This is a genomic window from Veillonella parvula DSM 2008, from assembly GCF_000024945.1.
Taxonomy (GTDB): Bacteria; Bacillota; Negativicutes; order Veillonellales; family Veillonellaceae; genus Veillonella; species Veillonella parvula.
The window spans coordinates 14,258-28,729 of record NC_013520.1 but is presented as its reverse complement, the minus strand read 5'-3'; the positions used below and the strand labels follow the sequence as shown (position 1 = coordinate 28,729).

The 14,472-nt window shown below is 36.6% G+C and carries 11 protein-coding genes; 1 reads left to right on the top strand and 10 read right to left on the bottom strand.

What is annotated here, in order from left to right; all coding sequences use genetic code 11:
* From VPAR_RS00115 to VPAR_RS00070, 10 genes are all read right to left on the bottom strand, one after another.
* Complete coding sequence (locus tag VPAR_RS00115) at positions 1 to 948, bottom strand: acyltransferase family protein (RefSeq protein ID WP_148207742.1); 948 nt, start codon at positions 946 to 948, stop codon at positions 1 to 3.
* A 32-nt stretch (positions 949 to 980) separates the two neighbouring features.
* Entirely contained in the window at positions 981 to 2,420 is a 1,440-nt protein-coding gene (wbaP, locus tag VPAR_RS00110) for an undecaprenyl-phosphate galactose phosphotransferase WbaP (protein ID WP_012863632.1), read from the bottom strand.
* Between the two features lie 251 nt (positions 2,421 to 2,671).
* Positions 2,672 to 3,850 carry an O-antigen ligase family protein gene (locus VPAR_RS00105; protein WP_012863631.1) on the bottom strand — a complete coding sequence of 393 codons (1,179 nt, stop codon included), beginning with the start codon at positions 3,848 to 3,850 and terminating at the stop codon, positions 2,672 to 2,674.
* A gap of 46 nt (positions 3,851 to 3,896) precedes the next feature.
* Positions 3,897 to 5,117, bottom strand: coding sequence for a glycosyltransferase (locus tag VPAR_RS00100; RefSeq protein ID WP_012863630.1), 1,221 nt, complete (start codon positions 5,115 to 5,117; stop codon positions 3,897 to 3,899).
* A 9-nt stretch (positions 5,118 to 5,126) separates the two neighbouring features.
* Positions 5,127 to 6,065 (bottom strand): VirK/YbjX family protein, encoded by a 939-nt coding sequence (locus VPAR_RS00095; protein WP_012863629.1) that lies wholly within the window; start codon positions 6,063 to 6,065, stop codon positions 5,127 to 5,129.
* Positions 6,066 to 6,078: 13 nt separating this feature from the next.
* Entirely contained in the window at positions 6,079 to 6,837 is a 759-nt protein-coding gene (locus tag VPAR_RS00090) for a glycosyltransferase family 2 protein (protein WP_012863628.1), read from the bottom strand.
* A 15-nt stretch (positions 6,838 to 6,852) separates the two neighbouring features.
* Positions 6,853 to 7,821 carry a glycosyltransferase gene (locus VPAR_RS00085; RefSeq protein WP_012863627.1) on the bottom strand — a complete coding sequence of 323 codons (969 nt, stop codon included), beginning with the start codon at positions 7,819 to 7,821 and terminating at the stop codon, positions 6,853 to 6,855.
* 96 nt (positions 7,822 to 7,917) lie between these two features.
* Positions 7,918 to 9,951, bottom strand: coding sequence for an LTA synthase family protein (locus tag VPAR_RS00080; RefSeq protein ID WP_012863626.1), 2,034 nt, complete (start codon positions 9,949 to 9,951; stop codon positions 7,918 to 7,920).
* A 384-nt stretch (positions 9,952 to 10,335) separates the two neighbouring features.
* Positions 10,336 to 11,460 (bottom strand): hypothetical protein, encoded by a 1,125-nt coding sequence (locus VPAR_RS00075; RefSeq protein WP_012863625.1) that lies wholly within the window; start codon positions 11,458 to 11,460, stop codon positions 10,336 to 10,338.
* A gap of 442 nt (positions 11,461 to 11,902) precedes the next feature.
* Entirely contained in the window at positions 11,903 to 12,502 is a 600-nt protein-coding gene (locus tag VPAR_RS00070; protein ID WP_012863624.1) for a class I SAM-dependent methyltransferase, read from the bottom strand.
* A 306-nt stretch (positions 12,503 to 12,808) separates the two neighbouring features.
* Between VPAR_RS00070 and VPAR_RS00065 the strand changes: the two genes are divergently transcribed.
* Positions 12,809 to 14,164 carry a hemolysin family protein gene (locus tag VPAR_RS00065; RefSeq protein ID WP_012863623.1) on the top strand — a complete coding sequence of 452 codons (1,356 nt, stop codon included), beginning with the start codon at positions 12,809 to 12,811 and terminating at the stop codon, positions 14,162 to 14,164.
* The last annotated feature ends 308 nt before the right edge of the window (positions 14,165 to 14,472 follow it).

The window sequence follows — 14,472 nt, the reverse complement described above, 5'->3', positions numbered from 1 at the left end:
TTATTTTTTCATTCCAAGACATAGTAATCGTGAATAATGATTTTTTCTTAAGATATAACCTATCAAAATAGATAGAGTTGTAGATGCTAAGAAGCAAACAATAAAGGCTTCATAATACAATCCTAGCTTAGACCAAAGTACAATTCTAAATGGGATTTTAACAATATCACTAAAGATATATATATCCATTGAAACAGTACCTAAAAAGACTAAAAGTGTTTTATATAGACTAACTTTAGATTGAATTTGATCAGCAATATAATGTGTAATATTAATTCCCGAAACCGCTGTTATAAGAGTAACTATTTTAAAAGCATTCATATCATGAAGTAATGCATAGTTACCTACAATAAAAATCACCATAGATATAAGTGCTATTACTGTAGATTTCATATGATCCAATAGCATATATTTCTTTATATATAAGCCTAGGATATAGAAAAACTGATAATACAATATCTTTGATATCATAGATACAGAAAAGATATTTAATACATCAGAAAAGATTCCAACTATAAAAGATATTAATAATAAACCAAAATTTACACGCTTAACAAAAAAGGCAATGAGGATTGAAATAAAGAACAGACAATATAAAAACCAAAGTTCTCCATCCGGATTAATACCAATAAATATTTTCCATATATCCTGCGCATTTATTTGTTGATTTGCAAATTTTGATAAAGCTAATTTGAAAGGAAAATATAGTATTCCAATTGTAAAATATGGAACCATCAAACGTATGCTTTTATCTTTTATAAAATTCTGAAAGCCTTCTTTCAAAGGTATATGCATAAAATAGCCAGCCACAAAGAAAAAAACTGGCATATGGAAACTGTAAATTATCGTTCGCATCAAATATAAAGGATAACTAGCAATTCCACTAGAACTTGCTTGATCCGGTACAGAATGGCCCAAAACAACAAGTAAAATTGCAATTCCCTTCATAATATCAAAACTAGTATCCCTCATAATAACGATTAATAGGCCCCTTTCGATTTAGCAACAGCCAATACAGTTTTCAACAGATATACAATATCGATCCACACAGACCAGTTGTGAACATACCAAGAGTCCATTAACACTCGTTCTTCATAGGTGGTATCACTGCGACCACTTACCTGCCAAACACCAGTAATCCCTGGTGGTACAAGGTAAAAGTCATTTATATAATCGCCGTATTTTACAATTTCATCTCGAACAATAGGTCTTGGACCTACGAGGCTCATGTCTCCAACTAGAACATTCCATAACTGCGGCAATTCATCAAGACTTGTTTTTCGAAGGAATTTTCCGATTTTTGTAACGCGAGGATCTTCTTTCAATTTAAAATCTCGCTCCCATTCTTCACGAGCAGCTGGGTTATCTTTTAGATATTGCTCCAAAGCCTCTTGCGCATTTGGTACCATAGATCGGAATTTGTAACAAGAAAATGATTTCCCTCCTTGACCAACACGTTTATGACCAAATACGATAGGTCCTGGAGAATCCAAGTAAATCAATATAGCAATGATAGCGAGAATTGGTAAGATCAAAATACCGCCACATACGGTAGCTACAATATCAAAAATACGTTTAAAAATACGATTAGACTTGCGCGCTAGGTTATTTTGTACACGCAATATGACGGCTTGTTCTTCCATCATGCCACGAGCACTGATATTACTAGTAGGTAAACCAAATAATTCAGGTACAAATGCTACTCGTTTTACCAATAATTGTAATTGATTAATCAAAGATACTAATCTTTTAGACTCAAGTCCGGGAGCACAAATCAGTACAGTTTGAACGCCTGTATCTTTAATAACGCTTTCTACATCTTTAAAGGCTCCAAGGCATGGATATTCTTTAGCGATGGATGATGATTTAGGATTATCATCTACATAACCAATAATCTTATAGGTAGTAATCGGCATACGCTCTAATGATCTCTGTACAAGTTCCGCTGTCTTTCCCGCCCCAACGAGAAGAATCGGAATTGTTAAATATCCTGTTTTTGAAAGTATTTTTCCTACAATAAAACGCTCGCTAAAGATAAATACGAGCATACATATATAAGCAAAGGCAACAAATAAACGAGACACATCATTAATGACATGTCCTGTGTACATGAGAACAATAGATACAACAACACCGATCGTAATGCTACGGAATAAATTTTTCATCGTATCCCAATAAGGTGTTACCACAGAATAGGCATTATTAAGCAATAATATAGTTAAAAATACGATAGGTACAACACCATATACGTAAATTTCTTCTACCTTAAAATTTGAACTTACCGGTAAAATTGATAAGTTTAAACGCAAATAATAGGCTGCTAATGTTCCCAAAACAATAGCTATATAATCTGCTATAAGCACTATGAGCTTACTAATAAATAACTTTTTATTATTGTTATTACAGATAGAACTATTCATACTAATACCCCAAATTATAAGAAAAGGTTGTTTTCTCAATCTCAAAATATTAAGAAAACAACCTCTCTATCATACGAATACAATGTACCAATATTTACATATATTGTATCATATTTAAATATGTAAAACTATAAAAAAACATAGATTTCACCTATCTTTTATGTAGTTATTTATTCTTTAAGTCTATTTGAATCCTACTTAATTGTCTATTAAATGGTAGTTAAATGCTTTCCAATACAGATATACGATTCTCAATTATCCCGCAATTGAAGCATCGTAGCTAACATAAAATACATAATGCGCATTCCTGATGAATTATCTAAAGTATACTCCACTTGGCCAAATACAAATACATAACAAATAACAGCAATCATAGCACAGAGACTATAAGGATCTCGCTTCTTAAACCAAACCACAAAATTATCAACAATAATAGATCCATAAAAGATAAGAACCCCTAATAGACCTAACAGACCTACTTCACCAAGAAGTTGAATAAAATTATTGTGTGCATGATATAAATGTTGATTTTCCGTTGGTAATCGATAGGATGCTTCATATATAGTACGCCATTGACCTATACCTACACCTGTCACAGGATGGTCTTTAAACATATTAATAGACGATGTCCACACATCAAAGCGGCCTAGGTTGGAACCATCTGTAGTCGTATTCGTAATGGACTCAAACCTAGCTACATATTGTGGTTGTGTACTAAATCCCCATACGACTCCACCTAATGCAGCAAGAACAACGACTACATAAATGAATCGTTTTAGTATATATGGCAAGGATACGATAGGCACCATAATCATACTAAAAAGCCAAGATCCTCTACTTTGATTGCCATACATACCAAAGCCAACACAACCTAATGCCCATAAAGCGGATGCTTTCACATAGTTAGGAAAGGCCGAATCTAATAAAATAACGCAAAAAATAGGCCCTAGCATAACCATGAGGCCTGCTATGGTCAACACGCTGCTACCAAATCCCCATCCTCTATCGGTCATTCCTGAAACATGTTGATAAAAGGCTACTAAATTATCGATACCAAAATCCACAAAAAATACGACAAGCATCGTAAATAATGTTTTCTTATCACGAATACATAGGGCGATAACAAAAAATACAGGAATCCGCCACAACCAAACATTGATAAATTCAGGTAATCCTACAGCTATATTGTTTGTTAATACTGCGGAAGGCAATAACAATAACAACATTAGAGCAAACATTTTACTATATTTTTTAACATAGGACGGAACATATAAGTCATGCCTATGTTTCCAAATATAGAAAATACTTAACAAAATAGCAATAACATAAAATACTTGACCAGCCGCCATGGATAGCCTTGTAAAGCATGCCATCAACGTAATCATAATGGCAATCCATGATTCTAATCTTACACTTGATAATACCCCCATATTAATTCTCCCTTACATATAAACTACAAACCTTACATAGTACCCCTTATACATGTATGATGGATTTAATTAATGCACGGTGACTGTAGTCCTCATTTGCATCTATTAACCCCTGATTATATTGCTCTTTATGATGCTGTAAATTCTCTACAAACTCTTGAATCCCCTGTCTGATGGAATGTACATCATCTAAATTTAAAAATTCCCCAATAGAATACTGTTCTAATACCTCTGGATTGATCTCTGGAGATATAAGAACAGGCTTGTGAAAGCCAATAGCAGTGAACAACATAGCTGCCCAGTGATAGCGATATCGCTCTGCTCCATACGGCAATAATAAAGCATCTACACTCAATAAGGCTGTATCCCAGTCTTTTCCAATCAGACTGGCATGAATGAACTTAATATTATTATACTGGCTATATTTCTTGATAATAGACTCAAATAAAGCCCCATCTTCAGGCTTTACCGTTGCCCCTTGAACGACGAGTTGTACCGAGTCATCATAATTAAGCGATACAAAGGCATCTATAAAGCGCTCAATATTTTTCTCTTTTCTAAACTGACCAAAGAAACCTAATTTTATCGGTTTATTTGCTGATATAGAGGTTTCCAAATTAGCACCTATACAAGTTGTAGAATTCGGAACTTTTTGGTCTTCTATATTAACATTATCTTGCGTATCACTATTCTTCTGTTCTCCACTCAATTCACTAGATGGCAAGAACACAGGAGGCAAGATTTTACGAACTCTCGGTAAATCAGGTCGCAACATATCATCGCGCAAAGAGATAACATCGAGGTACACGTTTCTATACGCATTAGCACGATGAGCTTGCTTAATAAAGCGATCCATTTCTCCCTTGCCAATGCCATGAAAGATAACATGTACTACTGCCTTACTGTCCTTTAACGGCGTGTCTAACAAAGCTTTAATATAGCGATATGTCCCCGTAGGAATGATTAAAGCATCTATATTATATTCTTTAATTTTTTCTGCTGCTGATGTGAACCAACTACGGCGACGGCGTTCTCGTAAAATGGATAAAAACGGCTTCTTCCACTTAGACGCTCCCGCATAGGTCACTACCTCTCCACCTTCCAAGTACACTATATCTACTCCATAATCTACTTTAAATGGAAAGTTTTGCGGTACTAATAGTACTGGCTCATGACCTTGACGCTTTAATTCGTTGATGAGAATACGATCAAATTCCACCTCATGACCAGCAGGCATGACAATACTTTCTAAAATTGCTACGCGCATAGCACACCTCTAGGCCTTTACGTACGGTTTTATGTTTTCTTGAATCATAGCCTCATACTCATCTAAAAGAGCATAACGATTGCGATATTGGCTACGTTTTTGTGATTTAATCTCTTCCATAGGTTTGCGTTCTTCTTCAAGTGGAATAGTAAAGTAATTTGGATCAGATTCCAATACGGTACCGCCGATATCCTCCCACAAGGTATCTAATATAGCCACCTTTGATTTATTGCCGCGCACCATATGTGAATTTGCATAGAAGCCTTCATCAGATACGGCAAGTATGGATTCTACTTGCGCAGCATGAGCGATTTCACGAATCAAGAAGGTAATGAAGTTCTTCGGACGGTAACCATACATCTTTTTCGTAATCTTCTTAGCTCGCTCAAGACCATCTTTATAACCTTGAATAGTACCGATAACAAGAGTTCTCTCTCCGTTATGGCCTTTAGCAAAGCGAATATTTGAATGGTATACGCCCTTATCTTCGAGCAAGAGCATAACCGTCAAGAAGCCTTCCTTACGTTGTCCCGGCTCGTAATATAGATGAGCAGACATATCGAGCTCATCGGAACTCCAAAGGGTAATACCCCGTTTTTTATCGAAATAATCAAACTCCGCTTCGTCTACATACATGAGCTGAATCGCTTCATCCGTAAACACCTCTTGTAATATGGTAAAATGCTGACGAAGTGCCTCCAAACGCCATTGTGGCGTAGAGTTTTTAATCAAAAACATACGACTCATCAATTCATAGAGACTAGGATGTTTTTCCAACAGCTTTGGATCTGGAGTATAAGATTTAAAGAAGTTTTCAAATTCCGTAACCGTTGAGTCATGACGACAAGAGCGCATTGTATGTAAGAAGGTTCGTCTCGTTTCACGCCATGTGCGCTTGCCATATATAGTACGGCCTATATGCCAATGTTTTCCAAAATTGCCTAACATAATGCTCCCTCTATTACAATTTACCCTTGGATTTTAGTAAATAGTAAAACTTTACGTATTTAGTCATCGTGTAAAAGTAGTGATTAACGGACAAAATAAAGCCCATCTTCCCATCGAGAATACCGCCTTGTAAGAAGTACACCTTGATGAAAGCCCAGGTAGGACGCAGAATTATATCCTTGATAAAAGAACAGCTTTTACCATTATCACGATATTTTTCAGCAGATAATGTGGTATAATTGTTGAATTTATTGAAATATTGATGCCAATTATCGTAGGTATAATGGTACATCGGATGTTGTAATTTTTCTGTTGGATATGGCGTAATAATCGCAGGATGCACGTAGCCTTCTACATAACTACCCTCTTTAGGCATGAGGCGAAGCACATAGTCTGGACGCAATACACCATGTGTAGCGTGGTTATGATGGAATTTATTGCGCCGTTGAATCCAATACGCTTTATTAGGTTCGTTTACAACGATAGCTTGAATTTCTTTCGCTAGAGGCTCAGAAATGCGCTCATCCGCATCAAGGAATAAAATCCAATCAGATTTCGCTTGTTCAATGCCAAAGGTTTGTTGTGCACCCCAATCGCCATTCATGGCGTGTTGCACAACACGAGCACCCATTTCTTCAGCAATTTTTGCAGTATCATCGGTACTGAAATCATCGATAACTAAAACTTCATTGGCAAACTGCACAGACTCAATGCAGTCATGAATATTGTGTTCTTCATTTCTCGCTAAGATTATTACAGATACAGTTGCCATAGTTTCACCTTTCAATTACGAACGTACTTGTTTTGCTAAGTACGATAAACGAGCACCTATTTTATGAATCCAATCGGCACGGCCAAAGGACCATAAAAAGAGCTTATATTTAGAATTTAATAGCTTGTAGGATGCATCATTACGATAAGTTTCAATCATTTTTTTGCACTTATCGTAATACACTTGATTACCCGTTGGCTTTGCATAGTAAGCCGTTAAACAGGATAATACGGCTTTCATCAATAAACTATTGCAATCATCAACATATGGTAATTGATGATCTATAGCATATTGCAAGCGTTCCTCGTAACCGAGCACAAAATCCCATCGAGATTTAGCATCAAAAGAAGTTTGAGTAGTTGAATTAGGATTAAGTCGATAATAATACAAACAGCGATTAATATGACCCACCCGTTTTGTATTAGCGATAAATAAATAAGATACAGCAGAATCTTCAAATTTTCGGCCTACAGGGAAACGCACATCGCTGATAACTCTTCGCTTATACAATTGACTCCATACAGCAACAAAACAATCGTACATAGCCATTTTTAGCGCTTCATCTCGATTAAAAATTTCTAATGACCCGTCATTGCACCCTTCGATATTGGTGTCACCATTATTTCTGAAAGCAGTGCATTCTATGATATCTAAATCATGTTCTGCCATGAGCTTTAACATATCTTCATACATAGTAGGTGCAATGTAATCATCTGAGTCTACAAAGCCAATATAGTCACCATTAGCCGATTCTATCCCCGTATTACGAGCAGCACTAACTCCAGCATTCTCTTTGTGAATGACCTGTATTCGCTCATCATAGGCTGCATACTTATCGCAAATATCACCACTAGCATCTGTAGAACCATCATTTACTAAAATGATTTCCAAATTCATATACGTTTGGTTTTGAATGGACTCAATACATTCTGCAACATAAGATTCCACATTATAGACGGGTACAATGACCGAAATTAACTCCATTCCATGCTCCTCTTAAACATGCACTAGCCAAATTAGTTTCTACAAATTCTTAAACTCATATAGCTTGTTCTAACTATATCATTAGATAAATATCCCTTATTTAATGTTATTTCCATGTTTAATACGCCACGCCGCAAGTTCGCGCATGTTTTTAATCATATCGCCATAGGATTGAGGCATGCTCGCACTTTGTTCTAACACTTTGCCATTTTTATCGAGATATAGTCTATGATTAAATACAAATTTCTCTTGTGTAAACAAACTTGGTACCATCGCTTCATAGGTTTGACCTGGTCGGCCTATTAATTCCGCCAAGGTTGGAATGATTTGAATGCTCATGCCGAACGCATTAGGCGCAAGCCAATCTTTATGAATGCCGCGACCATAAAAAATAATAGGAATAGTAGATGCCACATTAGGGCCTACTTCACGAGCAAAGTTAAAGCGTTCGCTATGGTCACCTGTAATGACGAAGAGTGCAGAAGGATCTGCTATTTCTTCGCGAGCGATAAAATCACCCATTACGTGGTCTGCGTACCAAATATGGCCCATTTCGTTCAATTGCTTATCGTTTTCTTCGATAGAATCTGGCAAATGACCTTTTACCTTATTCACATCGTAGCCTTCCTTAGCGACATTGATGCTATACGGTGGATGATTAGAAGTAGTCATGATAACATTGAGAATTTTTTCCCCTCTATGTTGATCCATGTAGGCAGAAATAGCTTTAAATAAATATTTATCGCCTACACCCCAAGCGTTGCCGTCTTCGCTTGGCATTTCTGAAGCATCGTGGAATTCATCGAAGCCTTGAGATAAAGCAAAGTTCTTAACGTTTTGCCAAGTACTAAAGCCACCATACCAAAATACAGTCTTGTAGCCTAGCTTTTTCATAACAGGACCAATACCTAAACCATAAGGCTCTTTGAAACTTTCACCTTCATAGTTAGGATATAACCCTGTGTCAGGCATCCCCGTCAACAAACCATTGATGGCCGGCATCGTGCCTGTACCTTGGGCGAGGGCTAGCTGTGTGCTCATCGCTTGAGGGCTGGCAGCGTATTTACGACCTTGTTCAACGAGGTACGCACCAGGCTCGTTATATTCAGCGAGAAACGGCCACAAGCCATAGGATTCTCCAAGAACGAGGTTTATGGACTGCGGTTGATCCGCTAATCGTTGTGTCGTAATGGTTCTCGTAAAAGAGCCGTCAAAATTTGTACCGTTAAACTTACCACCAACGGCAGTGATTTTTTCGTTTAGTTCTTGAGGCGTTAAGTTAATAACCTCAAGCTCAGCCGTCCGTTTAGCAATGCTTTTAACACGATAGAGAGCCTGCACATCGTCGAGGATATTTTCATTCAACAGATTGGAGCTGAGGCGAGCCGCACTTTCCCAGTTGATGGAGTTCGTATAGCTGAAAGCACCGCCAAATCTAAAGAATAGACCTAGTACGCCAATAGCGACAGTCAACCCAATGCCCGTCATCCATTGTGTTTTCTTTGTCTTAGGATACCAAGTAGTACAAAGTCGTTGATTATCTGCATAGTCACTATTTCTTAGACTATCCGCATCATCACCATTCCTTAGATCATCAGCATAGTCACTATATTTCTTTGCACCCCATCCTAAGAAACGAACGAGGAACCAACAAAGAGCTGCGCTCAATACAACGGCCCCAATGATGTACATGAGGGCATTATATTCGTTGATTGCTGTATTTACAATGGCGCCGATATCATCGTTTTTGCCATTGATGAGCATCGCATTATAAGAGGAATTGAAGATTTTATAGAACGGAATGCGTCCCAGAAATAGGAATGTCAACAGTATAGTCGCAATGGAATAGAGGACCTGTTTAATGCGCAATGACGGCCATTTGGGTACAAAGGTATGCACCAACGTACCCCCTAAAAAGCCCAGTAAACACAAAGAACCGACGGTCTTGAGACTCAATCTAAAGCCTAGCCATAAGGACGTGAGGATATTCTCCATCGTCACGGAAGCTAGTTGTGATTGAAATACTGCAAGAAACACGATTCTAAATGCAGTCAACAAAGCAGAGAAAAAGATAAATACCTTAATCTCTGTTCGTATACCTTCAAATAATCGCTGCCATCGATTCATCATTAACCCCTAACTGTTGTATCCTATAACTCTAATTATTAACCTAACACTAAACTTAACTATCAGCCTAACTGATAACCTAACTAGTATGTTAGAAAAATAACTATATTGTTACATGCATAACAAAACTACCTAACTATACTGCCTAAATGATTAATAAAATATCATAAACTACATATATATGGTACACATATTCTACGTAATATGTTACGTAATATTCTAGTAATTACATAACTATCAATTATCTTGGATATTTCTTACATTTAGGCCCTTTACATCGTTTGCATTTACCGCATCCACGGTCGATAGTCTCAGCACCTGCTGATTTTTTCGCACTAGCACTCTCCTTGGCCATCTTTTCAGAGACCTTACTATTCCATACGGAAACTATCGATTCTGCTTTTTTGCGGATTCATCTTTTTTGGATTTTTGATCCTTTTTCTTGTCTTTCTTCTTATCTTTTTTCTTGAAAGTATCCGCTAAGAAGACTGTTTTTAACTTATCGTTTAAGATTTTAAGCTTCTTTTCAGCCTTGTCTTTCTTTTTCTTTAACTTTTCTTCGGCTTTATAAAGCTTATCTTCTTTATGCTTCTTGTGTTTTTTATCTTTCTTATCTTCTTTAGACTTCTTATCTTTCTTAGATTTCTTCTCTTCCTTGGATTTTTTATCGTCCTTAGATTTCTTGTCCTCAGAACCGTTGATACGCGCCCATTCATCGTCAACGCGTTTTAATTTCTTTTTAAGAAGCTTTTCCATCTTCTTATTTGTTTTATCAGATTCTAAACCGGCTTTACCAAATAACAAAGCATTCACCGCCGTGTATGGATCGATAGACGACATATCCTCATCATCCACTTTAGCTTCCTCTGATTTCTTATCTTTCGAAAATTCATCAAGACTATCTACATTTAACTCTTCATTTTCATCTAAATGATGAATTGCTAAGCTTTCAACGCCTTCTAATGGTTTTACATCAAGGTGCTCAATCGCAGTATCTTCAAAATCTGCCATTTCCTTACCGGAGCTTTCACCAAAACCAGTAAAGAGACCACCTATAGATTTTAATTCATTCAATTTAATATGATTCATACCCACCGTAGAATCATGATGCACAGGAACGTCAGATAATTGTATCTGTTCCATAGCATATGCATCATCACTGTGACTAGCACCCTTGCCAAGTCCAGATGTATTAGAAATGACAATATCTTCCTTATCGTCACCTAGCACATCGCCAAATAAATCTTCTTCTAAAGATTCGTAAGAATGCAATAAGGCCATACGTTTTTGAACATCTTCAATTTGATTCCACAAATCAACGAGAGAAGATGTATAATACACCCGTTCCTTTACCTCTAAATAAGCTTGGTAAACGATAGCCAATTCGGACTCATTAAGGCCTTCCTCTGCACCAATTTCTTCAATCATTTGTTGAATCTGTTGATCTCGGTCATATCGTTTAATTAAAGCTTTACGAATGCGTTCAATCAACATTGTATCGATGAGTTCCATATGCACCTCCTGTATTCAATACACTCAGTCCTATCCGCTACATTAGCGTATACGAATCAATGTATAGAACCATAAAAATAAATTAATTTTATAATCTCTAATATATTATTATAGCAGAATTTATCTGCTTTTTCCTTAATAATATGTGTAAAAGTTCCTTAAAAATAGAATAAAACCTCAATTTGAATACGTTCCAAATAGTATGCATTTCATACTACTAAAGCACTATTCAAACCGAGGTTATTTAATCAAGTTTATATACATTATATTCATATATAAACTTACTATATTAAAGTCTTATATTTATTTGTTACATCAATCCAATATTTATTGATTAGTTTAATATTTATCGCATCAGTCTAATATTTATTGCATCCATCGGATTTTTAACTGTTACATCAAAATATATCAAATTGTTACATAAAGGTCTTAAATTACTGCACTAAAACAAGTTAACTGAATAGACGAGAATTCGTTCTTTTGCATCGCTTGCTTCAAAGAGATCACTACAATCAATAGGTTCCTCTTGTTCCAAGCGCACATGGTTATTTAAAAAGTTCTCCACCTCTTCATTAACATAGTAGAAAAATAACTTAATCTCCCGAGGGTTATAATATAGCGAATCAAATACATTCCCTAATACCCGCTTAATCGTATGGAGGGCAAAGGGATTAAAGAAAAAACATCGATCAGCCTGCTCAGGTAACTCGTAGAGAGCCGCATCACCGTGCACAAAAGACACGCGATGGCGCGCTGCTGGACTTTCACCATTAATCAAAGCCTTTTCATATAGCCGTTCATCATATTCGATGCCTATAGAATGACAGCCCGTTTGGTAAGCCATGAAAATACTAACTCTACCCTTGCCACTGCCATAGTCAATAAGGGTATGTTTCTTGCGAATATGACCACTATTTGCCAAACGCTCCAACACGCAATAATCCGTCGGCTCATACGGATGATGCTCCGTATCGGAACGACTATCGTCGCGGCCTGCTGTTTTAATTTGTAATACATTTTCCCATTCTTGCTCTATTGCCATCTATGTAATCCTATCATGAAGCCCCAATTATATGACCTAAAATTTAATACTAATCTTAATTTCTATACATACTATACCCTTATTAGGGTACTAGTTACAAATTAAAATCAATCATATTATAGTAGACAACAAAGGAAATACATATTTTTGTAGCATTTAATGAGTACAAAAAGAAAAATGAAAGCAGCACCCCCCCTTTTTCTGTGCTAAAAACACTTATTAATGCCGATATGGTATACTAGGAGTAATATTTCTATTATTCTCATGTGCAGAATTATATGTCATTAAAAAGGAGTATCTACTTACATGGACAGTGATCTGACCTTAGATTTTATAATTATCATCGTATTAATCATCGCGAATGGTTTATTCTCTATGACGGAGTTAGCCATCGTAAACGCTAAAAAACGTAAGCTTGAAGAATTAGCTGAAGCAGGCAATGAACGCGCGAAAAAGGCCTTTGAATTGGCAGAGAACCCAAATGATATGTTCTCCACGATTCAAATTGGCATTACCCTCGTTGGTATTTTAACTGGCTTGTATTCTGGTGCCACCTTCTCTGGTCCTTTAGAAGAAATATTAACTGCTAATATTCCAAGCATTGAGCCGTACGCAGCCTCAGTGAGCTCCTTCCTCATCGTTGCGATCATCACTTATTTATCCCTCGTTATAGGGGAGCTCGTGCCAAAACGATTAGCCTTAAATAGCCCTGAGGGCATCGCTGTGGTGGTAGCAAAACCGATTTATTGGCTCTCTGTAGCCCTAAAACCAATCGTTAGCTTCCTCGGCATTTCCACAGAATTCCTCTTAAAAATATTAGGCGTTACTGTAAAAGAAGAAGCCCCTGTTACAGAATCTGAAATTAATAAAATGCTTACCGAAGGCGTTGCCATGGGTGCTTACGAAGAGGAAGAACCTATCCTCGTAGAAAATATCTTCCATCTTGCAGATATGAACGCAGGTGATATAATGACGCCTCGTACACAGCTCAAATGGATTGATCTTAACGGTACGGAAGATGAAATCATGGAGGTTCTCAAGAATGCCAACCATTACCGCATTCCTGTAGGTACCGATTCCTTGGATGAATTAAAGGGTCTCATTACCGTATCCGACGTATTAGTTCAAATTATGCAACGTCCTAGTGAAAGTTCTATTCACGATATCATTAAATCTTGTTTGAAAGAACCTGTCCTCGTTCCTGAATCCATTTCACTTATGAAATTATTGAACGTTCTACGTACAGAAGGCGTTCATGAAGCAATTATCCTCGACGAATATGGTGGTTTTACTGGTCTTGTCACCTTACATGACATCATGGAGGAAATCGTAGGCCTTATGCCTTCCGGTGAAGAAGAAATCAAGGAAGAAGAAAACAAGATCATCGAACGCGATGGTGCATGGCTCGTAGATGGCCTTCTCAACGTAGATGAATTTAAAGAATTCTTTCACATCGATCAAGAATTACCAGGTGAAGAAGATGATTTGTACAAAACTATGGGCGGTCTCTTAAACGTCCTCTTCGGTCGCATTCCAAAAGAATTAGACAAGGCAAAATGGGATGGCTATACCTTTGAAGTCATCGATATGGATCATACTCGTATTGATAAAATTCTTGTAACCTATGAAGAACCTATTGTAGAACAAGAAGAAGAAAAATAAAGTTCAAACTATACATAGACAAAAGCTGACAAAAGCTAAAGAAGTGAGTTCTCTTCCTATGAACTGTACCCCAGAAATTATACATATTTTTGGATACAGCTCAATCAATAGAGGACTCACTTTTTTGATACATTTTTGTATCCATAAAATAAGTAATACATATACTATCAAAATATATAGATTACTTTAAAAAATTATCACCAATTATATACATTAAGTATATAATTCTTTTATTTTCTGCATAAAGGCTAGAACTTTCAACATAAATATAGTATTATTAAATTGTATAAAATATATAATTAAACCTA